This is a genomic window from Candidatus Pseudothioglobus sp. Uisw_016, assembly GCF_048087635.1.
GTDB lineage: Bacteria > Pseudomonadota > Gammaproteobacteria > PS1 > Pseudothioglobaceae > Pseudothioglobus.
This window is the reverse complement of the sequence record NZ_CP159806.1, coordinates 672,797-697,824: the sequence shown is the minus strand read 5'-3', so window position 1 is coordinate 697,824 and position 25,028 is coordinate 672,797. Positions and strand designations below refer to the sequence as shown.

Sequence of the window (25,028 nt, the reverse complement as noted above, 5' to 3'; positions counted from 1 at the left end):
AACGTAAAACTATGAATGTAAATGGATTAATTGAAATGGCCTGGAGCGATGAGGCAACTTTTTCAGATATTGAAAGAGAATTTGGCATCAAAGAGCCCGAGGTCAAACGCATCATGCAAAGCAACTTGAAGCCAGGATCTTATAGACTATGGCGTAAACGAGTGCGCTGGATAAAAGAAAAACAAAAGAAACACCTTAAAGTTTAAAAACAATACTGCTATCTAACGGACAGGTATTTTCTAAAAAACTAACTAAAAATCTGACTATAACAGTAAAATAATTGAATGGGATTAAATACAGACATTAGTGAAGTTATCACTCAGATTGACAAGGTTATTACATCACAAGATGGCAGATGGCTCAATGTCTCTGACTACAACCTCAAGAGCAAAGATCGTAAAAATATGAAATCGGTGTATGGCTTAATCCATGACATACTTCATCATGTCGAAAATGACCAAAGAATTGTTGACCGAACCCATAAAGATAATCTAGAATATCTTTATAAAAAAACTGTTGAGCACGTAAAAAACCTCAGTTAGAAAAAGGCTCACTAATAAAAATTGTTAGTAATGAATCCTTGGCATCATGAGGTCTCTGGATTTTTTAATTTATTTATTCATTTAGTTTTTATTCATTATGAAAGCAGCGTTTACTTTATTACTTTTTGTATTGTCTTTTGGACCAATAGGTGCCGTTTCAGCTGATTACTCCGATGGCTGGGATGCCTATAAAAAAGAAAACTATTTAAAAGCACTGGTTGAATGGCTCCCCCTTGCAGAACAGGGCGCCCCTCAGGCGCAATATAACTTGGCCGGAATGTATGCAAAGGGCTATGGGGTTAAGATGGATGATGCAATGGCAGTTTACTGGTACACAAAGGCAGCAGAACAAGACCACCCTAGGGCTCAGTATAATTTAGGCGTCATGTACTTACTTGGTACTGGCGTAGACAATTCCTATGATGAGGCCAAGAAATGGCTCCAGTTGTCCTACGCGAATGGGTTTGATGAAGCTGAAACGTTCTGGAATGAGAATCAACTTTGGAAATATTGATTCTTTGTTTAAACCACTTAATTAATAATGAATCATTATAAGGGGTCAATAAAAACCATTGTTAAATCCGGGTTGATAAACAACCATTAAAGGTATATTACCTTTATTAAGGATCTGGATAATTATTTTTTCAAAAAAAAAATAGACAGTCTTTTTTGCTCGGTGAATTTCCAGAAAATAAATTGAGTAAAGTTAATAATTAATGAATTATAAAAAGGAAAAAATGAAAACTATTACTAGTATGATTAAAGATACAAAGAAAAAAGCTTTTACGTTAATTGAGCTTTTAATCGTAGTTGCAATTATTGGAATTCTTGCTGGAGTTGGTGTTCCAATGTACAACGGCTATATGGCGGATGCCAAAGTGAAAAGTGCTGCAACAAACCACAAAAACGTAAAATCTTTTGTAGCAGCAACGCTTACTAAATGTGCTACAGGTTCTACATCTGTTACGCTGGGTAGTAATCCCCGAGCTTGTAGTGGAAGTGTGTCCTCGTGGTCTAGTTGGTTCAGAACATACTTTAACAGTATTAGCAAGAACCCATATGGTGGAGTCGCTACCACAACTTCTTCAAGTCCTGCAGATGGTCAAACTTACATCGGTTCTTCTACTTCTGGAGGTATAAATCGCATTTTGATAAGAACAGATACTGGTAGTGGCTATGCTCCAGTTAGTGGCTATGATTATATTACAAAAGAGTAAGATTATCACTTTTAAAGAAAATATTAAAACCCGCTTTATGGCGGGTTTTACACTTATAGAGCTTCTTATTGTGGTTGCTATAATTGGTATTTTAGCGGGTGTTGGCGTGCCAATGTACAACGGCTATATTCAAGGCTCGAAAGAAGATGTCGCCAAGAATAATCTGAGGTCAATTGCATTGATGGAGGCTAGCTACTTTTCTGATAATAATAGTTACTATTATTCTACTAGTACTGCAAACATTAATACCAATCTATTTAACAAAAATACACTAGACCTCAATGGTCCCTATAATTACCGGGTTTTAAATCACCCTAGCGGGTTTCAGGCAGTTGCAGTGGAAAAAAGCGGGCAAAACGTAACGAGGTTCTGCCTCACTGAGAACAATGATTTAAAGAGTGGTGGTCAGTGCCCTTAGGATTTAGATAGCCCAAAGGTAGATACTTAAAATGTATCTCCCATTGCAAACATTGGGGTGTACATCGCAACCAATATCCCGCCTACCGTAACGCCCATAAAGACCATCATTATTGGCTCAAGCATAGCGGTCAATTTTTCAATTACAATATCCATCTCACCCTCATAATAGCTCGCAATTGAGCCGTACATTTCTTCCATATTACCGGTCCTCTCACCAACTGAAACAAGGGCCACAAAAGAAGCAGGAAAGATTTTTGGGGTTTTTTCAAACAACTGAGATAACGGCTCCCCTGAAAAAACGCCGCGACGCACGTTCACCATCGCCTCCTTGATCACAAGATTATTGCTGGCACTCGCTGCAATATCCAAAGCCTCCATTTCAGGAACCCCTGCCGCTCTCAAGTTGCCCTGAATCATCGCAATCTTAGAAATAGATGATTTAAGAACTAAACCCCCAAATAGGGGTAATTTAAGGACTAATTTATGCCACGCCATCTTAATCTTAAAGTTTTTATTGATTGCAAATGATGTAGACATGAATATAACCACTATTGAAATTGCAAGGACGCCGCCTTTTAGTGGGTTTCGAAGAAAGTTACTAATGTTAACAACGGCCTGCGTTGCAGCTGGAAGGCCGCCAGCCTTACCTTCGAACATTTCTTCGAATACAGGAACAACAAAAACAAGCATCAAAGTAACCACCGCCATGGCGACAATTAGAAGAATCATTGGGTACATCATTGCGCCCTTAATACTGCTTTTAATTTTCTCCTGCTTCTCCATATTAATTACTAATTTAGACAAAAACAGCTGCACCTTACCACTCGACTCTCCAGCCCTAAGAAGATTGATATAGATATTATCAAACGCTCCAGGAAATTTCTCAAAAGAGTCAGACAGTGTGTTACCTGTCTCAACAGATTGATGGATGTCATTGACAATCAACTTAAAGCCTTTATGCTCTGTTTGGAGCTCGATCATCTTAATGCTTTCAAGAATCGGCAATCCAGCGCGGACCATGGTTTCGAACTTTTTGGTAAAGGTAATGACCTCTGTGATGGGAACTTTTTTTGGAATCTTTTTTACTTTTTTTGACTCTTTTGCCTCTTTTTTTACCTTAATGACGTCTTCTTTTCCTGATATTTTCTCTAAAGAAGTAATAATAATCTTATCCTCCTTTAACTTAAAAGCTGCCTCATCTTTATTGATAGCAACAACCTTGCCTTCAGTATATTTATTACCAAGTATGCCTTTATAAGAGTACGTTACTGCCATATATAATCCAATTAATCGAGTATCAGTATTCTTTTGTATTCATCGATGGAAACAGAACCGTCTTTAAGAAAAGTTCTACCAATCTCCTGCATGTTTAAAAATTTATCTTTTTCTAATGCAATCTTTTTCAGTTCAGGAGTAGTTTTCTCTTGTAGAATCCCTTCAATTAAATTTTCAGTGATTCTTAGCACCTCATAGATACCTTTTCGACCTTTGTAGCCAGTACCATTACAAGTATCACACCCACCCCCTTTAAACAAGGTAACCCTTGTAGACTCTTCAGCAGAAAAACCAACAGCTCGAAGCTGACTTTCATTAACATCTTCGTCTTCAATAAGACACTCTGAACAATTTTTTCTTGCTAAACGCTGAGCCACAATTAGAGTTAGGGCAGACGTAATTAAGTACGGCTGGACCCCCATATTTAGAATTCGAGTAATTGTACTTACGGCGTCATTGGTGTGAAGCGTAGAGAGTACTAGGTGACCAGTTAAGGCAGCTTTAATCGCAATTTCAACCGTCTCTTGATCACGGATCTCACCAACCATTACAACTTCAGGGTCTTGCCTTAGAAACGATCGCAGTGCAGAAGCAAAGGTCATCCCATAGTCTGGCTTAACATGCACCTGGCCAACACCATTCAGTGTGAATTCCACAGGATCTTCAGCTGTAAGAATATTAATATCTTCTTTGTTTATTTTATTAAGCGCTGCATAAAGGGTTGTTGATTTACCTGAGCCAGTTGGACCGGTCACAAGAACCATCCCTTGGGGCGAACTGATTGCATCAATAAATGCTTTTTCATCATCCTCATGAAACCCTAGTTTTTCGATAGAAAGGTCAATTCCATCGGTATCTAAAATACGCATTACAACTCTTTCACCGAAACTTGTTGGCATACAGGACACTCGAAAATCGACTTCTTTTTCATCGACCTTTAGAGTAATAGCACCATCTTGAGCCTTTCTTCTCTCAGCAATGTCAAGCTTTGACATAATCTTGATACGCGTAATAATTTTCGAATAATTTTCATATAACACTTTACTGGTTCCAGGCTCTTCCATTAACACGCCGTCAAGCCTAAAGCGCATCCTAGCAGAATGCTTAAAAACCTCAAAATGAACATCACTGACGCCTTCTTTGATTGCCTTTTTGAGGTTTGTATCAATAAATTGAACAACTACAGCGGAGTATTTTTCATCAACCTCTTCATCACTCATGGCAGCTTTAGCTTTAGCAGGCTCTTTGGCTTTCTTAGCTAGTGGGGTCGGTATTTGAGGCTCAGATTTTTTTGCAGCTGCAATAGCTTTTTCTTTTTCAGCTGCCTGGTTGGAGCTATTTGTTTTTAAAGGCTTCGGAGTTCTTGGAGCTGACGCCGATGATGGATCAATCGTGTTAAAGCTATCTAAAATTTTAGTGATTTGACTGATAGTTACCAGATAAGGGTTAACCTTCTTATCTGTCAGCAACGCAATACTTTGCATTTGATTGAGTGCAGATGGCTCAGAGATAGCGACATCTAAAGTGTGCCCATGAATGCTAATTGGGACTATTCTATTTTCAGTTATATATTTTTTAGGTAATATATCAGAAGTAGAAAAATCTATATTTTCTGTAACAAGGCTGGGTAAGAACTCAATGTCATAACTACTTGAGATGGCATTAGCAATGGTCTTTTCATCCGTAAATCTAAAATCAATAAGGGTTTCAATCAAGCACTTCTCACCCTCATCACTCGAAACCATAGCGCTTTTTAAGTCACTCTCACTTATCAAACTATTGCTATGAAGTAAGCTAGCAATTTGCTCAGCTGATTCTAATGGTATACCGAGAGTCGCCATATGAATAATGTATTAAATTATGGTAGGAGCAAGAAAAATTAGGATCTCTTTTCGAACTTCTTTTTTATCTACTTTTTTAAATAGATTTCCAATTAAAGGAAGGTCACTTAATACTGGAGTTTGAGATCTTGAATCTTGGACATCTTGTGTAAACACCCCACCAATTACAACAATAGTTTGATCTTGAACTAGTAATTTTGTTGTGATCGTGCTTTTGTTTATTGATGGTTCAGATTGAGTTTGATCAGCGGTTGATTTTTCAACTTCAACTGTAAGGATGATATTCCCGTCACCCACAAGCACTGGCGTTACTTCCAATGTGATCCCTGCATCCTTGAACGCAAGCGTCGCCACTCCATCTTCAACTAATGTATACGGTATCTCATCTACTTGTTTAATTTCTGCCTTCTGCCCGTCAAGTGTAAATACTCTTGGGTTCGATAGAACCTTGGTAATACCCTTGCTTTCTGCTGCTTTTAATTCAATCGCTAAATTTTTAGTGGAAGTTCCTAGGACTAATCCCAGCAAATTTCCATTAATAGTTCCTTGATTCTCAAACAAACCAGTTACATCAACAGTATCAGTGCTACCTTCATCTCTAAGTCCTAAGATATTAGCGTCAGGCCCAGTAATTCCAAATTTTGCTCCAAGACCCTGACCAAAGCTCTCTGAAGCCTCAACAATAAAGGCTTCAATTAAAATTTGTTTTATTCTTACATCTAATTCAGCGATTAATGTTTCAATTAAATCTAACTCTTCTTTGGTTGCCTTAACGATTATGTAATTAAGTCTTTCATCAATAGTAATCTCGATACCGTAACTTGTCCCCTCTTCAGCTTCACTAGACGAGCCATTAAGAATACTTTGGATTTCTTTGCTGATAGTACTGGCATCTGTATAGTACAACTTAAAGATTTCAGTATAAAGAGGTTCAAGACTACGTTGAGATAGTCTTAATGTCCTCTCTGTTGCAACGCTCGCAAGAGCAAATGCTTCCTGGGCTACAATATTCTCTCGACTATGGATACGTATGATATTCCCAACAGGATCTACGCTTTTAGCTAAATCTTTAATTTTTAGAATTGAATCAAGGGCACTATCCCAAGGCACATTTTCAAGTTTTGCAGAGACTTCACCTTTAACTTCATCTCCTATTAAAATATTCACACCAGTTGCGCCAGAAAACATTATTGCCATATCATGAATTGAGATATTATCAAAATTTACTGTTATAGGAAAAATAGCATTACTATCTGCTATTTGGTCCGCAACAAGTATATTTTCTTTCTCTTCTTTATCAATTTGTCTTCTATTTGTTGCTTTTGTAATATTATATGAAGCAGCATCAGAATCTAAAACTGGACCAGTCTCAGCAGAATTTTTAACCTGCTCTTTGCTATCTGCAATAAAAGTTTCTGAATCGATTAATAAAGAACCCTGATTAATCTCTAATAAAGCACCTTTATTGAGGTCAGATGATGGAAATGTTTGGCCAGATAATGGCACACAAGATGACAGAAAAATTACTAGTAGTCCTAATATTAATTTATTACTCTGAATTTGCATTTGAAACACTCCTATTCCTTACAGCTAGAGATGTAACGTTACTATCTTCAGTTACCTCAATTCCTTCATAATTAATACCTGTTATTGACCCATTTGCGTTACCTAGCTTATCTCCAATTCTCACAAAGTATTCATCGCCAGTTAACGTCCTTATGAAAGCAGTTTTCATCGATGGGGAGATCATAATACCAATTATAGTATTTGATCTAATTGCGTTTTGAAGAAGTGGGTGAAGGCTTTGATCTATCGGCTCACTCGATAAACTACTCCCTTGGGATGAATTATTATTAGTCGAAGGAAGCGAGCCAAATGCATTTTCTGCTGCATAAGAAATACTAGCCAATGATGCCAATAATAATATTAAATATAAGACACTTACAAATTTAGTTTTCATTAGAATTCCTCTTCATTTATTTCAACTGTTGGATCTGCACATTGTTCTGCCTCATTCTTAGGAAGACGATATGTTGCAATTATCATTACAACTTTAACGTCACCACCTTTTGATTCTGACCCAACCACAATTGACTCTTTGTTTATATTCATAATTTTGTTGAGTTGTGCTAAGCCATTTCTGAAATTAGTGAACTGCGAATAGTTCCCAGTGATTTCAAGATTGACAGAAAAATCATAATATCCGACTTGTTGAAGCTGCCCCGCTCCTTCCATCTCTTCATCTATAAACTGCTCTTCATCTATAAACTGCTCTTCATCAATAATCTCATCTTCATTGCCCATGGAATTATTTGCACAATTACCATCTGAAAAAATCGGCTTTTCAATACCCTTTTCAATTTTAGTTATAGTCAACTTATTTTTCATAGCAAGTAAGCTGATTTGACCATAAAGATCTTCCAATTCTTTGTTAGTATAAAATAAAGTAGAGCGCCTTTCATACTCGGCTTGAGCTATTTTTAGATCTTTTTGAATTTGCTCAATATTCACTGAAAGCTCATTAATTTCAAATTTAATAGATTCAATTTGAGATATTTTATTATTCTTAATTCTTAAATCTTCTTTCGTTGGAAGGTATACAAAATAAACATACAAGGTAATAAAAACAAAGACAGCAACAACTACTAGTATTGTTTTAGTATGCGGGTTAGGGGCACTTTCAGCACCTTCTTTTGCATCTTTCTTTGAAAAAAGACCTTTGATTAGAGAGCCCACATCAACATTCATATCAAGCGCCATTATCTTTTCCCCTTGAGTCAATAGTTTCTTGCTCAATTAAAATAATTTTAATAACAAATGACTTAACTTCTTGATTCGATACAGTTTTAACAGACATGGTTGATAGTGAAGCTTTATCAATTACATCAATTATGGCTAGGTTATCTATAAAGCTTAAGATACTCCCATCATTTGATGAAATACCACTAATCACAATATCACTAGCACCACTGTAATCAATTTTAGTTAATTTTAAAGAATTACCTGGAATTGCAGAATTAATACCAACCAATACTGAGTACATAAACCTTTGGTTTGAAGTTAAATTGCTTGTAGCATTTAAGATAGTTTCAAGTGATTGTTTTTTAATATTTAAATCTTCAAATATAATTTGTTTTTCTGCTCTTATAGGCTCTAGCTCGTTATATTCAATCATGAGGTTATCGACTCTATCAACCTCAGTTCCACTAGCAAGAAAATTCCATAACCCAAATGCAACCACAAAAACTGCAAATATAACTACGCCCCAACGTGACAAGAATTTCATTTTTTCTTGGTTTTTTACGCTATCCCTATTGGGCAATAGGTTAATGTTATTTGTGCCTGTAACATACTCATAATAGCCAAAGACATCTAATTTTCTTGTGGCCAAACCTAAGGCAGATGAGAATATTGAGCTGTTGAGTTCGGCAGATGATTTTTCTTGTAAATTTTCAGGTACCTCTACATTCAGTAATGAGTCAAAAACCTCAACATTGATTTTAGGAAGCGCTTCATTAAAATTTACAACAGTTCTCTGAATATTTGGCATTGATGATGAGATCAGCAAGGTTTCAATTGGCTGCGTTTTATATTTTGCAGTGTACGAGGAAATCATTTGGTTAACCTGCATTGAGAAACGATTACTTATCCCCATCATTTGCTCGTCGGTGGAATCTTGATCCATCAGAGTGTTTCTATCTTTCTCGGACAAATATATATCAGAAATGAATGGTGAGTCCTTATGAAGAATTAAAATATAATTTTCAAACGCTCCAAACTCAACAATAGCAACAGGGGAATCCGATTTGGTTAAGTCAGATCTTAGTGCAAGAGCATTTCGAGTTGCAAAGCAGCGAACATCGACAACGACTGGGTTAAGGCCGGCCTGCCTTACAATGTTAAGGTAATTATCAATATCATCTAATTTAGATGCTACGAATAATAAATGCATTTGATTTTCAGCAGTATCTCTCTTTAGCACCTGCCAAAAAATAGAATAGTCTTCTAGGTTGTCTGCCAGCTGTACCGCATTCTCCCAGAGAGAGTCTGATGCAATGGCTACATTTAACTCCTCATCTGTCATCAGCGGAAGTGGAACTACTTTAATTATTGCACTGCTAACAGGAATCGAAACTGCAGCATTCTTGGTCTTAATTTTACTGGCTGTTATAAGCTGAACAAGTTTATTAACATAGCCCTCAGGGCTTTCAATAATTGAATAATTTGAGCCACCATCGATGTATTTATAACCAACCTTGGTTAAGGTCCATTTTTTCTTAGCTGAAGATAACTGTGCTACTCGTATACAGTTTGGAGTTATATCAACACCAACAACATCTTCTTGTTCAACCGTAAGCTTACTGAGATACCCTACAATTGATTTTATTATTTTTTTATAATTCATTGTTCCTGCCAATACTCATTTTCTTGAATGAAAATTTCATCAAGTAAAGCAAGACTAGATAATTTTGTTTTGTTTTGTTTTTTTAAATATTTAAGTAGAACTTCCTGTTAGCAAATATACCTTTAAAGGTTATTAATAAACCCGGATTGAACAGTGGTTTTTTTTGATCCTTAGTAATAGTTCATTAAGAAACATTAATTCAATAGTTTTAAATTAATGTTTTTAAATTTGATTCTTATTCCAGAGAATTCAGCTGCATCAATCCCTTCAACTGCTTAATGATTAACAGTTAATTTAAAGACACAAATCTTTCAATAATTTAAATTAAAAAATTTCCCTCCATGACTCTTGCGTAATAACTCCACCACCACCAGCTCCGCCCGATGGCGGCTCTATTGTAATTATATTGCCTTGTCTCTTACCAACAACATTACCTTGTTCATCCTTCACATCAACAGAGCCAGAGCCGCCGATACCAACATAGATTTTATCCTTATAAACTACTACTCCGGTAGCAATGCCATCTCCTAACAGTATTTCTCTGTCTTTACTTCCACATGCCATAGCATGCTCACTAACAGAGGCAGACCCAGGAGAACATAGTTGCCCCTGTTTAGGAACATATTTGGTCGCATAGATTTTTGAATTATAAAGACCTAATTTTCCAGTTATCCTTTCACTAGCGCCTAGGTTGTCATACCAACCTAACTCAGCACCAGTTGGGCACGATGCATTAGCTGCATTTGCTAGTGAAGATGAGTTAGGGGTTTGACCATTAACAGCTAAATAGTTTGGAAAATTTTTATCTTTTAAAGCAAAAATTCTATTTTGAATGTCGCTCGAAATCCGCTGATAATCTTTTTGATTACCTGTGCCATAAAAAGCCCATAAATTGCCATCTGCCCCCATACCAGGAGTTACCTGAAAAAACTCCAAACGATCATTTGCTAACGTCGCATCTGCAGTAAAAAGTGATGTAAATTCATACAGGGTGCCCGTATTAGTTAGATTAAGTTTCCAAAGCTTTCCCTCAACATCAGCCCCATAAATCATAGCGCCTCTATACTTTGCAATACTGGTCGTGTCTGGGGTAATAGCAACCAGATCAGCAGGCATTGAGTTCGTAATATTATCGGACCCAGTATCCGTTAAATCAATTCTCTGCAAAATCTTTCCACTGTCCTCAAGATCAACAACAAAAATAGAAGATCCAATAGTGTTATCTGTGGCTGAGTAACCAGCGCCAAAAACAGCCACCCATTTTGTATCTGTTCCATTAGGCATAGCTACAATTACTGGAGTAGAAAGAGAATCCCCTAATCTTGAATAATCATATTCGGGACTGATACTAATCGCATACCCCCTTTCTATTCTCGTTCCAGAGGAGTCCCAATGATAAATCTTTTTATTTAAGGGTTGATTTTCAAAAGCAAATAAAAATGAAGGAATTGATGGATTAGTTATGTCTAGCGCGAAGTAGCCATTTCCTCCCAGACCCATTCCAGAAAGCAGAACTGTTCGCCAACGATTGTCATAAAATATATCCTTAACAATCGGCGAGCCATCCACTCCATAAATACTATTAGTTTTATTTGCCGAAAATGAAATCATTTTGTCCAAGGACTGGAGCATTGTTGGTGGAATAAACGCCCACATCTCTTCGCCTGTTTCTGAATCAAAAGCATGAAGCATGCCATCATTTGCTCCTGCATATACAACCTCCTTACGCGCCCCACAATTGGTACCACAACTAGTTCCACTCTTAAAGCTAGAGTAGCCATTTTGATCACGATAATATGCCTCTGTATTTGATTTTGTTGCTGCGCTTGTAGTTTTTGATTTTGGCGGTCCAACGACTACAAGCCTTGAATGGTAGACATCACCGAGCTTCCAGCGTTTTTCAGTTTTATTATTGTTCGCATTCTCATCATAAGCATCAATACCGCGCACAAAATTAATTAAATTCGTTGCTTTCAGGTCCGTTGGACTTTCCCCACTACCCTCCCATAACGCGTCTTTCAAATTAGCAAGATTAGATAGGCTAAAGTTATTAATCGAAGTACTAAGACCAAAATGGTTTGCGACTGTCCAAATATTTCTGCTAGATTCGCTCTTAGCGTTTAGCTTAGCTCCCGCATCCCATTTAAGAGCGCCAACAGCGCCCGAAGCTGTTAGCGCATATTTTGCTAGTCGGCCTTTCCACTGATGATCCTGCTCATAAGTAAAAGTTGATTGGAAGATATGGTCTCCGCTAGCAATATTAGGCATTATCACTGGGGCTGAGAAGGTTAATTTAGAGGATATTGCTGAGCTAATATAGCGCGCTAAGGACTCAGACAAGTGCTGATAGTTCTCTGAGTACAATGGCGACTCTGGAAACGTTCCACCTGCTGTAGCTAGACTTACGTATCTGGCATGCGACCTTGAACCAACACCTACAGCTGAACCAAAACCTATAACAATGGTTTGAATATTTTTACTGGCAAGAAGATCTGTTGCAATTGCATTTGCCTGAGATTCGTTTTGCCATTCGCCATCACTAATTACAATTAAAAAGTTTTTCTGGCAACCGGCAGCAGGATCGATCGGACTTTTAGCACCCTTAAAGTAGTCACTTGCCTCCTGCATAGCTCTTCTCATATCAGTACCGCCTCCAGGAGAATACCAACAAGGCCCATTTTGTATATGGCACTGATAAGCTGCATTATTAATATCCAAACTTTTTTGAATTGTTCCGGCTCCAGCTGGGCTTATATTGACCCTTTGTGTTGGCCTTGTATTCCACATCTGCAAGCCAAAGTTTGCGCCGTCTGTTAACTCTGTATCGCTGACAATATTTTTAATAACTTTCATTGCCAGCGGCATCAATCGAACCTTTTCACCAAATCTATCCTGAGACAGCCCCTCAGAGTTAAATTTTACAACAATATCTTTGCTATAAGAAGCTACAAAAATATCGCCAGTAGCGCTTCCACCTAAACCATAGGTATTAAAAGAACTTTTACTTGAGTCTGATGCTGAATAGGCATCCCATGACTTAATCCATGCCATATTGGAAAGTGCATACTTATGAATTTTAGTATTAGCTCCAGTACTTATATAGATACCCTTAGAGGTGACCTTAATATCATACGAAGTTGGAATACCTGGAGTAGCTTGAGTAGACTGAAGGACTAACGAAGCATTAAATTTTTTGAAAGATTTGGTGCCATTTTCAAGTGCATAAATAAAACCCCCATACCAATCAATCCCCTTTAGGCTAGATTGACCCGTGACCACTGCAGTTTGGGTGCCATTAACATCATACTTAAAAATAGAAGTGTCTGAATTCACATATAGGTTGTTCGATGAATCAATTGTAAGGCCCCTAGCAATAGATGAAAGGTTGAAAGTTTTTTGCCAAACACCCTCACTATTAAATTTCTGGATTCGCTGAGTGGCATCACTAACATAAACATTGTTATTAAAGTCAGTAACTATAAAGTTTGGATTTTGAAACTTACCATTTGAAGTTCCGGAACCTCCAAAAGATTTGGAATAAGTCCCAGTAGAATCAAATTTTTTGACTCGATGGTTTGTGTACTCAGTCACATACATATTACCAAGCAAATCAATAGCAACATCTCTAGGCCTGCTTAATTTATCATTTGATCTTCCACGAACCTCAAACCCCATTGAGCCTGAATTATCAAGCATAAGGTAAATATTCGCCTTAACATCTGCCACTCCAGTTCCAGGTGGGGGCTGCTTTGCTTCAGAATTAAAAGTAGTTAATAGTAAGAGTGAGCTAAATAATAAACTAATTTTTTTCATTTTTTATTGCTCCTCTTGCTCTTTACCAAACTTACTAAAGTAAGACTGATGGTTTCGTGATTGAATGACTACCATCTCTAGGAGTGAGTTGGCATCTGGCTCAATTGAATAATAAACAACGCTTTTTGGATCTACCCAAAGCCATTGAGCATTTGGCTTTGAATCATAAAAATTAGTTGGCTTGTCAGGCTTTACCCCAAAAACAGACTCCGCCCAGTTAACCAGTGAAGGGCTTTCTGATAATTTGCTGATTTGTATTTCAACGAGCTTGTCATAAAGAAGCACAAACTCAATTCCAGCTCCTTCAAAGCTCTTTTCATTCTTGCAGACCTTCTCTCCAGGGGCATAAACTTCCTGTTTAGAGGCGCCAACTATCTTAGGCATCACATAGAAATCATCGAGCTTTAATTTATCCATTAGAGCTTTGTGAGAAATCCCAAAACGAAACGATTGCAAATCACATGCCGCCTGCACACTCCCTATAAAAAATAGCTGAGCTAGCAAAACTACAATTAATATCTTATTTTTTTTCATTTTTATTCTATAGATTAAAAAATCATTGAATCAATAACTTCAACTTGACTTAAAAAATTATGCATTCCGGAATTAGAATTCAAGCTTCCTTTTGACCTAATCCTATACATATATTTGGTTTGTGTTGCAGCAGAGCCATAACCGCTCCCCTCTCCAACATCAAAACCAACGCCCTCACCGCCCTCATAAGCAAGCCTCCCTAATAAAGCGATGCTACATTGATAGAGCTGGTTTGTTGATCTATTTTTAAAGGTTTGGCTTTCCGCAGCTAACTGCCACTTACTCATTTGTGCACTCGAAATAGAATGACATATTGTTCCAGCAGCAGTATTTTTGCATGGCGCTCCAGAAGCAGATTGAACCTTCAGCCATAACCTAGCCTCAGCAATACAGCTCTCTGCAGAGTAAAAAGAATCTGCCTTGGTAACATTTGCACCAACAAGCTCTGCGGATTGTTTAGATGAATAATAAAGCCCAATACCCATTGTCATCATCACTAGCATCAAGGTTAGCGAGATAACAATAATAAATCCTTTGCGATTGCCTGAATTTAAAGGGGTATTCATATTACAAGTTCCTCACTGCAACAGTCGATGAAAAGACATCTCTTGCATATTGGTCATTCTTACTAAAGATAAAGTTTCCAGCATGATAAGTTTTTTTGTTAATTTGTCTATTCTTGCCATATTTTTCTTTTGTTCTTAAACTCAAAACAATATTTACGGTAGAGAGTTTTTTTATATTAGAAAGATTTGCCAAACCATGAGTATTGCTACTTCCTGATTGGCCATTAATCCCTACCTTAATACTGTCTATATAAGCACCAGTACTTACATTAAAAACATCAATATCTGTTCCCGTAGAGTCTTTAGTGGCATAGACTCTTCCTTGAGTATCAAACTTAACTATATTATAGGGCCCAGATCTGCCCATACTCATTGTAGGATTTGTGCAATTAATAGTTGGTGTCCCAAATGGCACTTGACACACTTGTCCACTCGCACTTACATCAATCCTGCCGTTAGTTAAATTAGTTATCGAAGAATTAGGATTAGCTTCAGTTCTTAAAAGCTGCTTAGTTGAGATGTCATATACATCAACTTCACTACTCCCAGCATTAACATAAAGACTTCCATCTGGCCCAAATCCTAAACCTGGGTTAAACCTATTGTTACCTCCTGGTGGATCTATAAAGGTGGCTGTTTGCGCATCAAGATTGACAATTTGAATGCTATTTGGACCATTTTTTGCAACCACCGAATAAAGTTTGCCATCAGAACCAATATCCATAGCACCTATGTGCTGAGAATAACCAATAGCAAAACTTTCAACCCACTTATAAGTGGATGTATCATATTTATGCACATAAGCTCGGCCTACACCATAAAGGAACTCCTTACCGGAGGTATTAATAAGCTGCAAATCCTCAATATAATCGGCCATGACCTCTTTAGCTCCAACTCTAGGAGTTGCAAGAATTGCGTTATTTGTACCAAGAACAGTTCTTCTCTTGTAAAGGCGAAAACGACTTCCCCGCTTTGAGCTGGAATGGGCCTCAGTCCAGAACCTGGTTTTAATTCTATCTACTATGCTCGAAGTTACAACGCCTTGGGCATTTAAAGTATCCGTAACTTCATCATAAATTATTGTTACTTCATCACAGCACTTATTCCCGCTATCAGTTATAACAAGGGGTCCAATAATAGTTCCATACGTCATGACACCATTACCATCATGAAATTCATAACCAGCCATGCGAATTTCACGCTCGAGAACCTGCATGATAGCTCTTCCTGATGTATGAAGCTGAGTGACATCTATATTTTTTTTGTATTGGTTTTTAATGAGCTCAAATGAAGCATAGGTCGCTGAAACTATGACCGCACTAACTGCAAGAGCAACCAACATTTCAACCAAGGTAAAGGCTTTTTTATTATGGCGCATAAAACACCTGCTTCATGAAGACTGATTTTTTATCATTTTTTCCGTTAAACTCTAGTGAAACTATATAGACAAAGTTTGACCCAACTTGCTTCTTTTCGACTCGGATAATGCGCTTATCATTTGCCCTCTTAGTGCCTACTTCACCATTTATTTTACTGCACCAATTTTTAAGCTTTATAAGCTGATCATCTTTTCCTGTAGCTGTAGTAAGAGCCGTGCAATTGCTTAAATCTTTGCCGTGATACTGCATAATATTAGCCTGATCAGCTCCTATAGACTCAATGATCTCTGTATTTTGAAATTTGAGTTTTTCTTTATCTATGGTATCGCTCATAACCGTATTTGAAGTTGCAACGAGTCCATAAACCCCGGCAAAACCAATTGCAGTGATAGCTGCTGAAACCAGCGCTTCAATAAGAGTAAATGCGTTTTTATTATTTTTCATAACCTTGTCAGCTTTATAAATCCAGGAAGCCTGTAGTGCCAGCAAAAAAAACTTTCTTTTCAAACAAACCTGTAGCGCCAAAAACTAAAGTCTGATAACTATGGGTTTGACCAGAGCAAGTTCTTTGAATTTGGTGAACCTGAGTTGCTTGGCTCGCTGTTGCACTGCCATCTGCATCAAAACATTGGAAGGCAGCACCAAGCAGTTTATATTTATCTGATATAGTTAAGTTTGGAATAATATTTGATAATGATTGTCGACCCTGCGTCGCACTGCAAATTTTATTATCAAGAAGGTATACAGAATAAGTAGCGCCATTGGTTGGTAGACTTTTATTTGGCTGCACAAGAATCATTTTATTTCTATTGATTGCCTCTACACGTGCTTTTTCAAAAACATTATTTAATGACTCAAATTCATTACGAAGCTCTTGTTTACAATTCCATCCAGTAAGAGTTGGCCAGCCAGTACCTGCAATAATTCCAACTAAAGCAATAACAATTAGGAGTTCAATAAGCGTAATTGCAGGTCTCACTATTTATTCTCTTAGCTCAACATCGTCGTAATTAATTTTTCCAGAGGAAACAAGCTCTTCCACAGAGTGGTTCATAGTAACCATACCCTCCCCTCTTGCCGTTTGCATAACACCTGCAATCTGGAAAATCTTTCCTTCCCTCACAAGATTCCTGACAGCATGATTACAAACCATAATCTCAAATGCAGCAACTCTTCCATTGCCATCAGCTGTTTTAACTAATTGCTGAGTAACAACCAGCCTTAATGATTCAGCAAGCTGAGACCTAACCTGGCCCTGCTGTGCAGCTGGAAAAACGTCAATAAGACGGTTAATGGTATTGGGGGCCCCAGAAGTATGAAGCGTGCCAAATACAAGGTGTCCAGTTTCTGCAGCAGTAATTGCTAACTGAACCGTTTCAAGATCACGCAGCTCTCCAACAAGAATAACATCTGGATCCTCTCTAAGTGAGGCCTTAAGAGCAGTAGCAAATGATTTGGCATCTCTTCCAACTTCACGCTGAGATATAGAGCACTCTTTTGAATGATGAATGTATTCAATAGGATCTTCAATTGTTAAAATATGACCTGGTCTACTGGCATTAATCGCATCAATGATTGATGCCAGTGTTGTCGACTTTCCTGAGCCAGTTGGGCCAGTAATAAGAACCAAGCCATTTGGCTTGTCAACAATCTCTTGAATTACATAAGGCAGGTTTAGATCAGACATTGCAGGAATGTCCGTTTCAATTTTTCTTAAAACTGCAGACAGCCCATCTGAAGTATAGAAAAAATTTACTCGAAAACGATAATCGCCTACCACAATTGCAAGATCGACATCACGAACCTCTGTAAGGTGTGCTAATTGACCCTCAGTAAGTGATTCATTAGCAAATAGTCTAAGCTCTGAGGATGAAATAATATCCTCTTCAGGGGTTATCATATCACCATTAACTCGCAGCATTATTGGCTGGTTTTCCTTAAGATGAATATCAGAAAATTTATATTGCTCAATATATCTTTGAATGATTTCGTTCACAAACTACTCCACATAAATCTTATCAAATAAAAAAACAATTATATAGAAATAGCTTTTTTAATAAAATCCCTCATTTTGAGCTATTAATATTTCCTTAAAAAAAACCGTTCTAAGTTAAAATAGTTGAGATGATAATATATTTAATTATTCTGTTAATTGGTCTTGTATTTGGTTCATTTCTAAATGTTTTGATTCATCGACTTCCATTAAGCATATCCTTAGTCAACCCTTTAGGCTCTGCCTGCCCCCATTGCAATAATGGCATCAAGTGGTATGAAAATATTCCCGTATTTTCTTATCTAGCTCTTAAAGGTCGCTGCTCAAACTGCTCTGAATCAATCTCAATCATTTACCCCATTGTTGAAATAATAACTGCAATAGTTACACTAACGATTTACTCAATTTTTTTGTTGAACTGGGAATTGATAGCAATAATTGCTCTTTTCTATACGCTTATTGTGTTGTCTTTTATTGATCTGAAATATAGAGCAGTTCCAGACTACCTCCTAATTATTGCTGTAATTCTTGCTGTTGTTGTTGGAGACATAATTAGCGTCTTGATGTTTACAGGAGGACTATTTTTACTTGAGCTCATAATAACCTTTTATATTCAAAATATTAAAGCAAAAATTACCGGCAACAAAGAACTAGAAACTCAGCGCGCCCTTGGAGAGGGAGATATGCCAATTGCGGGTGTTATTGGGGGCTTACTTGGAATTCAGTTAGGCGTATCAGCAATTTTTTTAGCGGCCTTACTGGCCTTTTTACCTGCAATCTATAACTTATTTTCAAAAAAAGAAATAGAGACAGCCTTTATCCCATTTTTGTCTTTAGGGCTATTTATTACTCTTTTTAGTGGCTTTAATCTATTCAGTTTGTTTTAAAGCTTTATTGGTAAATTTAAGCCTGATTAAGCTAGTATTTCCATAACTTATAGTCATTCCAAAGAGCTTCAGCGCCATCAAATTCATTTTCAAACGCCAAACTTACCCAAAACTTTGCATTCTTAAACGATCTGCTCACACCGTCGCCTTCAATATAAATCTTACCAAGGATAAACTGGGCTTCAGCCTCTCCTTGTAAACCAGCCATTTTAAATAACTCTACTGCCTGCTTATAATCTTTAAGCACGCCTTTACCATTAAAGTACAAAATGCCTAAATTCGTTTGTGATTTTGCGTCTCCTTTTTCTGCAAGAGGTCGCCATTGTTTTGAGGCAGACTTGAAATCACCATTAGTATAAGCAATCCATCCATCATTAAAGTCAGCATTAACTGGACTTATAATTCCTAGAGAACAAATTAAAAGGGTTATGGGTAATAATATTTTTTTAAATTTCATAATTAAAAATATTAAAAAATAATAAAAAATCAATTATATAGAAATAAATTTTTAATAAAATACTTCATTTTGAGCTATTAATTTTTCTTTAAAAAGAAATTTTATATAAACCCACTTATAGGTAATTCTTCTTTTGACTTATAAGTAAATAATAGTCAACTTACTTAAGGTCAGACTTAAATGTCCAATTATATTTTTTCCAGTAAAAAATACTAATAATTCTTGTTACCACTCCTAAAATTACCAAAACTATAATTGAATTGGTAATTAACATTGATAAGTAATTAAAAGAATATGAAGTATTAATTAATAGAAGACTAATGCTCAATCCAAAAGCAATGCCAATAAAAAGTGTTGGCCAAAATGAAAAGCTAATTAAAGCCCTCTCCTTGAATGAATAGTTTGACTTTAATTTTTTCATTTAACTCTCCCTAATAATTTAAAATGGCAATGAAATAATTTTATTCTTATCTAAGCTCAGAATAAAAAAATAACAAAAAAAACCTATGTACTGAGTTTTAGTATCACGAAGTTTCAAGATTCTTTAATTTACTAAAAGCACTAACAACATCCCCATCACTCTTTAGGGATTCATGAATGTAGTCAAAGTAATTAAATTCTTGGTCCTGAAATTCTATACTTGTCATAGGGTAGTACCATCTTTCACTCATGGCGACGAGAACAAACTCTTTGTCGCGCCATAAAAACTTACGGACATGGCTGAAAACTATCTCAATATCATGCTCTGCCTCTAAGCATGTCCATACAAGAGACTCATCCTTCCAAAACTCTATTGAAAAAGCGCCGTATTGCTCTTCATTTAACGAGCCATTAATGACTCCCTCTTTAACTTCTTCTAGAGATTTCTGAGCCCACTCTTCATAGCGTTTTAATTTTTTTTCTTCTTGAGCTGAATAGCCATCTTGATAAAAGTATTTCTGGTCTGCCATTTTTTTACTTTTCTATAATTAATCTAACGCGTAGGATACAGTATGACAAAAATATACTAAAGCAATAATTAGACAGTATCTAATTTAAATGAGTAATAAATCGCTCAATTAATATACTTTTGACTCAACTTTGTAGTGGTTTTTCGATAAAATTCCAACTTACTTTTCTCATTTACCAATTTATGCTCAAAGAGTTAATCCAATATATTAAAGAATACGAAGGTGACAATGATCTTGGTGATTACCTTGATACCAGATATGTAAGACTAACCGAGCAGCACTATGACCAAATAGCAGGAGCTATGTCAGAAGGCGAGTTAGAGCTTAAAAAATCTTCAAGCTGTCCTGCTCAAAGGTTTTTTCTACACTTCAATGAGACCATTCTTTTTGTTAACAAGCAAACGGAGGCGCCAAATTCAATTTATGACGTTGAGATGATTCAAAATGATGGCGCGTCTGATGATAACAAGGAGCTATTATTTGTATCATTTTCTATCGATGATGACTATGCACCTCTACTCAAGAAAAGAGTTGCGAGTGGAAAGACAGCTGATGAAAATGCTCAGCAACTTGTCATGCTAAGCGTCATTCCAATATTAAAAGGATTTATGATCGCAATAAGCGACTAGACTTACTTTTTACCGAGCTGCGTTGCTAACTTTAGCTTAGGGCCAGCCTTAAACGTTACAACCTTTCGAGCACTGATCATAACCTCTTCGCCAGTTTTTGGATTTCTTCCAGGTCGCGCCGTTTTTTCTCGTACTACAAAATTACCAAAGCTTGATAATTTAATCTCTTCACCGGTTTTAAGAGTTTCAATAATTTGGTCAAAAAACTGATTGGTTAATGCCAACGCTTGAGTTTGTGTTAGCTCGGTTTTCTTAACGAGGGTGTTGGCAATATCTTGTTTGGTAAGGGACATATTTTTTATCTAAGTTTAGCGGAAAATTTTGATTCTAAGTGAGCCACTATTTTACTAACTTTTTCGGCCAATTGTTCATCAGTTAATGTAACTTCTATCGATTGATAGGTAAGGTTCAAAGCAACGCTCTTACTGCCCTCATCGATATGCTCACCTTCATAGACATCAAACAAGTTAACGTCAACTAGGTCGTCCTGTTTTAAAGACCTGATTGAATGGATAAGTTGATCGGCAGTGATCTCTTTAGATACCACAATTGCAATATCCCTTTGCGATGCTTGAAAAGATGAAAAAGGCTCATAGCATGAAATTTCACCCTGCTCAATGTCCTTTTGATTAACCTCAAAAAGAAAAGAATTTGGCATTGATAGTGACTTTTGAATTTTAGGTGATAGTGCGCCAAGCCAGCCAATAATTTTATTATCTTTAATAATTTTAGCTGTCTGTCCCATTTGAAGGGCAGGATGCTCGGCTGCTTCAAAGGTGTATTCATTCTTGCTATGAAATAATAGCGCCTGGACATCCGCTTTTGCATCAAAAAAATCAACCTCTCTTTCGTTTTCGCTCCACTGAGAATCGTAACGGTTGCCACAAATAATTCCAGCAATTTTTTGAACTTGGTCTGCAACTGAAGTTCCTGAAAAGCATTGACCTAATTCGAAGAATCTTGCGTTATGATGGCCTCTTCTGATGTTTGACTTAGCAGTTTGAATTAGTCCAGGCCATAGGCTTGAGCGCATAACCGCCATATCATCAGAGATAGGGTTTTTTAATAATATTTTTGCAGCATTGGGGTCAACAAGCTCATGCATCTCGTGAGAGATAAAGCTGTAAGTAATGACTTCTTTATAGCCTCTATTGACCAGAGAATTTGAAAACTCATTAGAGCTAATTTTCGCTTGAGATGACGCTGATATATTGGCATCAATCGAGAGTCTTTGAACTGGAATTTTATCGTATCCATATAGCCTCGCTAACTCTTCAATGATGTCCGCAGCAATTCGAATATCAAAACGAAAACTTGGCGGTTTAATGGTCCATGACTTATCACTATTCGCTGTGAAATCAAATTCAAGAAACTTAAACTTAGACTCAATCCATGACGGCTCTAGATCAAAACCCAGCACCTTTGAAATCTTATCATTAGAAATGTCTATTGGCTCTAGCGCTGGTAGTGATTTTGAGTCAACGCACTCATTAATTTTTGAAGCCTTTCCGCCGCAAATCTCAAGAACTAGCTCAGTCGCCCTCTCTAAAGCCTGGCGAGTAATATTAAAATCCACCCCTCTTTCAAAACGCAGAGAAGCTTCAGTATGAAGCCCATATGACCTTGCTATACCTGCAATAGATATTGGATCAAAAAAGGCACTCTCAAATAAAATATCAGATGAATTTTCAAGAGTAGCAGTCTTCATTCCGCCCATAACTCCAGCAATTGCAATTGCTGATTTTTCATCAGCTATGACCAGGGTTTTTTCAGTTAATGAAACCGTTTGTCCATTTAAGAGTTCAAGTTTTTCATTTTTATGTGCAGATCTAACCTCAATGTCACCGTTGATTGTTTTTAAGTCAAAGGCATGCATCGGCTGTCCAAGCTCTAGTAACACATAATTTGTTATGTCTACTATGGGCGAATGTAATTGCTGAGAGGCTCTTAATAGTTTTTGAGCCATCCATTTTGGAGTTTGTGCGCTATTGTCAACACCCTCAATGACTCTTGTTAGGTATTTTGCACACTCACTAGGATTTGCGACTTTCGAAGTAAATGACCTGGAGCCTTTTTGCTCTGCCTTATAATTTGTTGATGGCATTGATAGGTTGTAGTTCACACAAACCTCTCTTGCAACACCAAGCACACTGAAACAGTCGCCCCTGTTAGGCGTAATGTCCAGCTCAATGATTTGATCATCAAGATCAAGAACAGATCGAATATTCTCCCCAAGAGTAGCAGTCATATCTAGCTCTATAATCCCTTCATGGCTTTCTGAAAGGCCAATTTCTGATTCTGAGCAAAGCATACCGTTGGATTCAACGCCTCTAAGTTTTGCGCGTTTAATTTTGAGTTTACTTGGAAGCACCGAGCCAACAGTTGCAACAACGACCTTTAAGTCTTTTCTTACATTAGGAGCGCCGCAAATTATTTGCAGATTGCTGCCATCACCAATATCAATTTCACATAGGCTCAGCTTGTCCGCGTTTGGATGCTTATCACAATTAACAACATGGCCAACAACTAGGCCTTCAAATGGAGGGGCAACGGGGGCAATCCTGTCTACTTCGAGACCTGCCATAGTTAGCTTCTCAGAAAGTTCACTATCACTAACGTCTGGGTTAGCCCACTCTCTTATCCATCTAGTTGAAATATTCATACTTTATTCCTTTGCACTAGAATTGATTTAAAAAACGAACATCGTTTTCAAAGAATAATCTTAAGTCGTTGACGCTATACCTTAGCATCGCCAATCTTTCAACGCCCATTCCAAAAGCCAGTCCTGAAAATTCGTTTGGATCTATGTTCACTGCAGTTAGAACGTTTGGATGAACAACCCCGCAGCCAAGAACTTCGAGCCACCCTGACTTCTTGCAAACGCGGCACCCCTCTCCGCCGCAGATTACACACTCAATATCTGCCTCAGCCGAAGGCTCTGTAAATGGAAAGTATGATGGACGAAAGCGAACCTTAAGGTCATCTTTTTCGAAATAAGCCCTTAAAAAGTCAATCAACAAACCCTTGAGCTGAGAAAAAGAAGCCTCTTTGTCTACAATGAGGCCCTCTACTTGGTGAAACATAGGTGTATGGGTCACATCCGAGTCATTACGGTACACTTTGCCCGGGACAATAACTCGAACGGGAGGCTGCTGACTCTCTAGAGTTCTAATTTGAACGGGTGATGTATGGGTCCTTAAAACGGTATTTGAATCAAAATAAAACGTGTCATGCATTGCCCTTGCAGGGTGATGCTCTGGAATATTTAGTGCACTAAAGTTATGAAAATCATCTTCAATTTCAGGGCCAATTTCTATTTCAAAGCCGGCCTTTGTGAAAATGTCTTGTATATGGTTTAGTGTTTGAGTAATCGGATGTAGACTGCCTTTTTCAAAATTTCTTGCTGGAAGCGTGACATCAATTTTTTCATCAAGAAGTCGTTTCGTTAGAGCTATTTCTTCAAGCTCACTCTTGCGACTTTCTAAAAGCTTTTGAATTTGAACTTTGGCTTCATTGATCGCCTCACCCATGACTGGACGCTCTTCTTTAGAGAGCTTACCCAATCCTTTCAATAGGTCAGTTAGTGCACCTTTCTTGCCCAGATAGAGTACTCTTGAATCGTCAAGAGCCTTTAAGTCCATAGCATCAGCTATAGCTTTCTTGGCGTCGGTGATAATCTTCTTAATCAAAATGCCTGCTTTGTTATTCGGTTTAAAAGACTGTAACCTAAGTTACAGCCTTTTAGTAAGATTTTACTACTCAGATAAACCAGTTTTTGCCTGATCTGCAATTTTTGCAAAGGCATCTTTATCAAAGATGGCAATATCAGAAAGAACTTTACGATCAATCTCAACACCAGCTTTATTAAGGCCATTGATAAATTGTGAGTAGCTTAAGCCATTATTCCTTGCCTCAGCGTTGATACGTACAATCCATAATCTACGGAACTGACGACGACGTTGACGACGGTCACGATAGGCATACTGTCCAGCTTTAATTACCGCCTGCTTAGCAACGCGATAGACTTTTGAACGAGCGCCATAGTAACCTTTGGCTTTCTTTAATATTTTTTTATGTTTGGCGTGCGCCTGCACACCTCTTGAAACTCTTGCCATAGTAA

General features: G+C 37.3%; 27 protein-coding genes. 7 read left to right on the top strand and 20 right to left on the bottom strand.

The annotated features are described in order from the left end of the window. Window positions 1-11 precede the first annotated feature (11 nt). From ABXT69_RS03505 to ABXT69_RS03485, 5 genes are all read left to right on the top strand, one after another. Window positions 12-206 carry a TIGR03643 family protein gene (locus ABXT69_RS03505; RefSeq protein ID WP_416679224.1) on the top strand — a complete coding sequence of 65 codons (195 nt, stop codon included), beginning with the start codon at window positions 12-14 and terminating at the stop codon, window positions 204-206. Window positions 207-284: 78 nt separating this feature from the next. Beyond that, window positions 285-542 (top strand): hypothetical protein, encoded by a 258-nt coding sequence (locus ABXT69_RS03500; protein ID WP_416679223.1) that lies wholly within the window; start codon window positions 285-287, stop codon window positions 540-542. A gap of 97 nt (window positions 543-639) precedes the next feature. Beyond that, a complete protein-coding gene (locus ABXT69_RS03495; RefSeq protein WP_416679221.1) occupies window positions 640-1,056 on the top strand; it encodes a tetratricopeptide repeat protein in 417 nt (138 codons plus the stop codon). Window positions 1,057-1,279: 223 nt separating this feature from the next. Next, window positions 1,280-1,759 (top strand): pilin, encoded by a 480-nt coding sequence (locus ABXT69_RS03490; RefSeq protein ID WP_416679219.1) that lies wholly within the window; start codon window positions 1,280-1,282, stop codon window positions 1,757-1,759. 37 nt (window positions 1,760-1,796) lie between these two features. Further along, entirely contained in the window at window positions 1,797-2,177 is a 381-nt protein-coding gene (locus ABXT69_RS03485; RefSeq protein ID WP_416679218.1) for a type IV pilin protein, read from the top strand. Window positions 2,178-2,203: 26 nt separating this feature from the next. Here ABXT69_RS03485 and ABXT69_RS03480 read toward each other — a convergent pair whose 3' ends face one another. From ABXT69_RS03480 to ABXT69_RS03420, 13 genes are all read right to left on the bottom strand, one after another. Next, window positions 2,204-3,454 carry a type II secretion system F family protein gene (locus ABXT69_RS03480; protein ID WP_416679216.1) on the bottom strand — a complete coding sequence of 417 codons (1,251 nt, stop codon included), beginning with the start codon at window positions 3,452-3,454 and terminating at the stop codon, window positions 2,204-2,206. Between the two features lie 11 nt (window positions 3,455-3,465). Beyond that, window positions 3,466-5,295, bottom strand: coding sequence for a GspE/PulE family protein (locus ABXT69_RS03475; RefSeq protein ID WP_416679214.1), 1,830 nt, complete (start codon window positions 5,293-5,295; stop codon window positions 3,466-3,468). 12 nt (window positions 5,296-5,307) lie between these two features. Continuing rightward, on the bottom strand, window positions 5,308-6,861 hold the full coding sequence (gene pilQ, locus ABXT69_RS03470) for a type IV pilus secretin PilQ (protein WP_416679212.1): 1,554 nt from the start codon (window positions 6,859-6,861) through the stop codon (window positions 5,308-5,310). Further along, entirely contained in the window at window positions 6,845-7,255 is a 411-nt protein-coding gene (locus tag ABXT69_RS03465; protein ID WP_416679210.1) for a hypothetical protein, read from the bottom strand. The genes pilQ and ABXT69_RS03465 overlap by 17 nt, the downstream gene beginning before the upstream one ends. Further along, window positions 7,255-8,055: a type 4a pilus biogenesis protein PilO gene (locus ABXT69_RS03460; protein ID WP_416679209.1), complete on the bottom strand. Its 801-nt coding sequence runs from the start codon at window positions 8,053-8,055 to the stop codon at window positions 7,255-7,257. Before ABXT69_RS03460 ends, ABXT69_RS03465 begins: the two co-directional genes overlap by 1 nt. Then, window positions 8,045-9,700, bottom strand: a complete 1,656-nt coding sequence (pilM, locus tag ABXT69_RS03455; protein ID WP_416679207.1) for a pilus assembly protein PilM — start codon at window positions 9,698-9,700, stop codon at window positions 8,045-8,047. The genes ABXT69_RS03460 and pilM overlap by 11 nt, the downstream gene beginning before the upstream one ends. 324 nt (window positions 9,701-10,024) lie before the next feature. After that, window positions 10,025-13,513, bottom strand: coding sequence for a PilC/PilY family type IV pilus protein (locus tag ABXT69_RS03450; RefSeq protein WP_416679205.1), 3,489 nt, complete (start codon window positions 13,511-13,513; stop codon window positions 10,025-10,027). Between the two features lie 3 nt (window positions 13,514-13,516). Further along, complete coding sequence (locus tag ABXT69_RS03445) at window positions 13,517-14,047, bottom strand: hypothetical protein (RefSeq protein ID WP_416679204.1); 531 nt, start codon at window positions 14,045-14,047, stop codon at window positions 13,517-13,519. Window positions 14,048-14,061: 14 nt separating this feature from the next. After that, the gene (locus ABXT69_RS03440) at window positions 14,062-14,613 is read right to left on the bottom strand and encodes a hypothetical protein (RefSeq protein WP_416679203.1); all 552 of its coding nucleotides are present in this window, start codon (window positions 14,611-14,613) and stop codon (window positions 14,062-14,064) included. Between the two features lies 1 nt (window position 14,614). Further along, window positions 14,615-15,991 carry a prepilin-type N-terminal cleavage/methylation domain-containing protein gene (locus ABXT69_RS03435; RefSeq protein ID WP_416679201.1) on the bottom strand — a complete coding sequence of 459 codons (1,377 nt, stop codon included), beginning with the start codon at window positions 15,989-15,991 and terminating at the stop codon, window positions 14,615-14,617. Beyond that, window positions 15,981-16,436: a type IV pilus modification PilV family protein gene (locus tag ABXT69_RS03430; protein WP_416679199.1), complete on the bottom strand. Its 456-nt coding sequence runs from the start codon at window positions 16,434-16,436 to the stop codon at window positions 15,981-15,983. The genes ABXT69_RS03435 and ABXT69_RS03430 overlap by 11 nt, the downstream gene beginning before the upstream one ends. Window positions 16,437-16,449: 13 nt before the next feature. After that, on the bottom strand, window positions 16,450-16,971 hold the full coding sequence (locus ABXT69_RS03425) for a pilus assembly FimT family protein (protein WP_416679198.1): 522 nt from the start codon (window positions 16,969-16,971) through the stop codon (window positions 16,450-16,452). A 3-nt stretch (window positions 16,972-16,974) separates the two neighbouring features. Beyond that, entirely contained in the window at window positions 16,975-17,988 is a 1,014-nt protein-coding gene (locus ABXT69_RS03420) for a type IV pilus twitching motility protein PilT (RefSeq protein WP_416679197.1), read from the bottom strand. A 128-nt stretch (window positions 17,989-18,116) separates the two neighbouring features. On the opposite strand from ABXT69_RS03420, the gene ABXT69_RS03415 reads away from it, so the two are divergent. Continuing rightward, window positions 18,117-18,872: a prepilin peptidase gene (locus ABXT69_RS03415; protein WP_416679195.1), complete on the top strand. Its 756-nt coding sequence runs from the start codon at window positions 18,117-18,119 to the stop codon at window positions 18,870-18,872. 31 nt (window positions 18,873-18,903) lie between these two features. On the opposite strand, the gene ABXT69_RS03410 is transcribed toward ABXT69_RS03415, so the two are convergent. From ABXT69_RS03410 to ABXT69_RS03400, 3 genes are all read right to left on the bottom strand, one after another. Beyond that, on the bottom strand, window positions 18,904-19,329 hold the full coding sequence (locus ABXT69_RS03410) for a tetratricopeptide repeat protein (protein WP_416679192.1): 426 nt from the start codon (window positions 19,327-19,329) through the stop codon (window positions 18,904-18,906). Between the two features lie 160 nt (window positions 19,330-19,489). Continuing rightward, a complete protein-coding gene (locus tag ABXT69_RS03405; RefSeq protein WP_416679190.1) occupies window positions 19,490-19,750 on the bottom strand; it encodes a hypothetical protein in 261 nt (86 codons plus the stop codon). A gap of 103 nt (window positions 19,751-19,853) precedes the next feature. Continuing rightward, window positions 19,854-20,279 (bottom strand): hypothetical protein, encoded by a 426-nt coding sequence (locus tag ABXT69_RS03400; RefSeq protein WP_416679188.1) that lies wholly within the window; start codon window positions 20,277-20,279, stop codon window positions 19,854-19,856. Between the two features lie 182 nt (window positions 20,280-20,461). Here ABXT69_RS03400 and ABXT69_RS03395 point away from each other — a divergent pair, with 182 nt between their 5' ends. Further along, complete coding sequence (locus ABXT69_RS03395; protein WP_416679186.1) at window positions 20,462-20,908, top strand: hypothetical protein; 447 nt, start codon at window positions 20,462-20,464, stop codon at window positions 20,906-20,908. Between the two features lie 2 nt (window positions 20,909-20,910). Here ABXT69_RS03395 and ABXT69_RS03390 read toward each other — a convergent pair whose 3' ends face one another. From ABXT69_RS03390 to rplT, 4 genes are all read right to left on the bottom strand, one after another. Next, window positions 20,911-21,201, bottom strand: a complete 291-nt coding sequence (locus ABXT69_RS03390; protein WP_271541915.1) for an integration host factor subunit alpha — start codon at window positions 21,199-21,201, stop codon at window positions 20,911-20,913. A 5-nt stretch (window positions 21,202-21,206) separates the two neighbouring features. Next, window positions 21,207-23,570, bottom strand: a complete 2,364-nt coding sequence (pheT, locus tag ABXT69_RS03385) for a phenylalanine--tRNA ligase subunit beta (RefSeq protein ID WP_416679185.1) — start codon at window positions 23,568-23,570, stop codon at window positions 21,207-21,209. A gap of 16 nt (window positions 23,571-23,586) precedes the next feature. Continuing rightward, a complete protein-coding gene (locus tag ABXT69_RS03380; RefSeq protein ID WP_416679539.1) occupies window positions 23,587-24,549 on the bottom strand; it encodes a phenylalanine--tRNA ligase subunit alpha in 963 nt (320 codons plus the stop codon). Between the two features lie 114 nt (window positions 24,550-24,663). After that, window positions 24,664-25,023 carry a 50S ribosomal protein L20 gene (rplT, locus tag ABXT69_RS03375; RefSeq protein ID WP_271541909.1) on the bottom strand — a complete coding sequence of 120 codons (360 nt, stop codon included), beginning with the start codon at window positions 25,021-25,023 and terminating at the stop codon, window positions 24,664-24,666. Window positions 25,024-25,028 lie beyond the last annotated feature (5 nt).

What these genes read in the sequence shown, in the direction of transcription:
- ABXT69_RS03400 (WP_416679188.1), bottom strand. Translation starts at nt 20,279, where the DNA reads ATGGCAGACCAGAAATACTTTTATCAAGATGGCTATTCAGCTCAAGAA.
- pheT (WP_416679185.1), bottom strand. Translation starts at nt 23,570, where the DNA reads ATGAATATTTCAACTAGATGGATAAGAGAGTGGGCTAACCCAGACGTT.
- ABXT69_RS03440 (WP_416679203.1), bottom strand. Translation starts at nt 14,613, where the DNA reads ATGAATACCCCTTTAAATTCAGGCAATCGCAAAGGATTTATTATTGTT.
- ABXT69_RS03500 (WP_416679223.1), top strand. Translation starts at nt 285, where the DNA reads ATGGGATTAAATACAGACATTAGTGAAGTTATCACTCAGATTGACAAG.
- ABXT69_RS03405 (WP_416679190.1), bottom strand. Translation starts at nt 19,750, where the DNA reads ATGAAAAAATTAAAGTCAAACTATTCATTCAAGGAGAGGGCTTTAATT.
- ABXT69_RS03485 (WP_416679218.1), top strand. Translation starts at nt 1,797, where the DNA reads ATGGCGGGTTTTACACTTATAGAGCTTCTTATTGTGGTTGCTATAATT.
- ABXT69_RS03480 (WP_416679216.1), bottom strand. Translation starts at nt 3,454, where the DNA reads ATGGCAGTAACGTACTCTTATAAAGGCATACTTGGTAATAAATATACT.
- ABXT69_RS03410 (WP_416679192.1), bottom strand. Translation starts at nt 19,329, where the DNA reads ATGAAATTTAAAAAAATATTATTACCCATAACCCTTTTAATTTGTTCT.
- pilQ (WP_416679212.1), bottom strand. Translation starts at nt 6,861, where the DNA reads ATGCAAATTCAGAGTAATAAATTAATATTAGGACTACTAGTAATTTTT.
- ABXT69_RS03430 (WP_416679199.1), bottom strand. Translation starts at nt 16,436, where the DNA reads ATGAAAAATAATAAAAACGCATTTACTCTTATTGAAGCGCTGGTTTCA.
- rplT (WP_271541909.1), bottom strand. Translation starts at nt 25,023, where the DNA reads ATGGCAAGAGTTTCAAGAGGTGTGCAGGCGCACGCCAAACATAAAAAA.
- ABXT69_RS03380 (WP_416679539.1), bottom strand. Translation starts at nt 24,549, where the DNA reads ATGGACTTAAAGGCTCTTGACGATTCAAGAGTACTCTATCTGGGCAAG.
- ABXT69_RS03460 (WP_416679209.1), bottom strand. Translation starts at nt 8,055, where the DNA reads ATGGCGCTTGATATGAATGTTGATGTGGGCTCTCTAATCAAAGGTCTT.
- ABXT69_RS03505 (WP_416679224.1), top strand. Translation starts at nt 12, where the DNA reads ATGAATGTAAATGGATTAATTGAAATGGCCTGGAGCGATGAGGCAACT.
- ABXT69_RS03450 (WP_416679205.1), bottom strand. Translation starts at nt 13,513, where the DNA reads ATGAAAAAAATTAGTTTATTATTTAGCTCACTCTTACTATTAACTACT.
- ABXT69_RS03395 (WP_416679186.1), top strand. Translation starts at nt 20,462, where the DNA reads ATGCTCAAAGAGTTAATCCAATATATTAAAGAATACGAAGGTGACAAT.
- ABXT69_RS03475 (WP_416679214.1), bottom strand. Translation starts at nt 5,295, where the DNA reads ATGGCGACTCTCGGTATACCATTAGAATCAGCTGAGCAAATTGCTAGC.
- ABXT69_RS03415 (WP_416679195.1), top strand. Translation starts at nt 18,117, where the DNA reads ATGATAATATATTTAATTATTCTGTTAATTGGTCTTGTATTTGGTTCA.
- ABXT69_RS03490 (WP_416679219.1), top strand. Translation starts at nt 1,280, where the DNA reads ATGAAAACTATTACTAGTATGATTAAAGATACAAAGAAAAAAGCTTTT.
- ABXT69_RS03465 (WP_416679210.1), bottom strand. Translation starts at nt 7,255, where the DNA reads ATGAAAACTAAATTTGTAAGTGTCTTATATTTAATATTATTATTGGCA.
- ABXT69_RS03445 (WP_416679204.1), bottom strand. Translation starts at nt 14,047, where the DNA reads ATGAAAAAAAATAAGATATTAATTGTAGTTTTGCTAGCTCAGCTATTT.
- ABXT69_RS03390 (WP_271541915.1), bottom strand. Translation starts at nt 21,201, where the DNA reads ATGTCCCTTACCAAACAAGATATTGCCAACACCCTCGTTAAGAAAACC.
- ABXT69_RS03495 (WP_416679221.1), top strand. Translation starts at nt 640, where the DNA reads ATGAAAGCAGCGTTTACTTTATTACTTTTTGTATTGTCTTTTGGACCA.
- ABXT69_RS03435 (WP_416679201.1), bottom strand. Translation starts at nt 15,991, where the DNA reads ATGCGCCATAATAAAAAAGCCTTTACCTTGGTTGAAATGTTGGTTGCT.
- pilM (WP_416679207.1), bottom strand. Translation starts at nt 9,700, where the DNA reads ATGAATTATAAAAAAATAATAAAATCAATTGTAGGGTATCTCAGTAAG.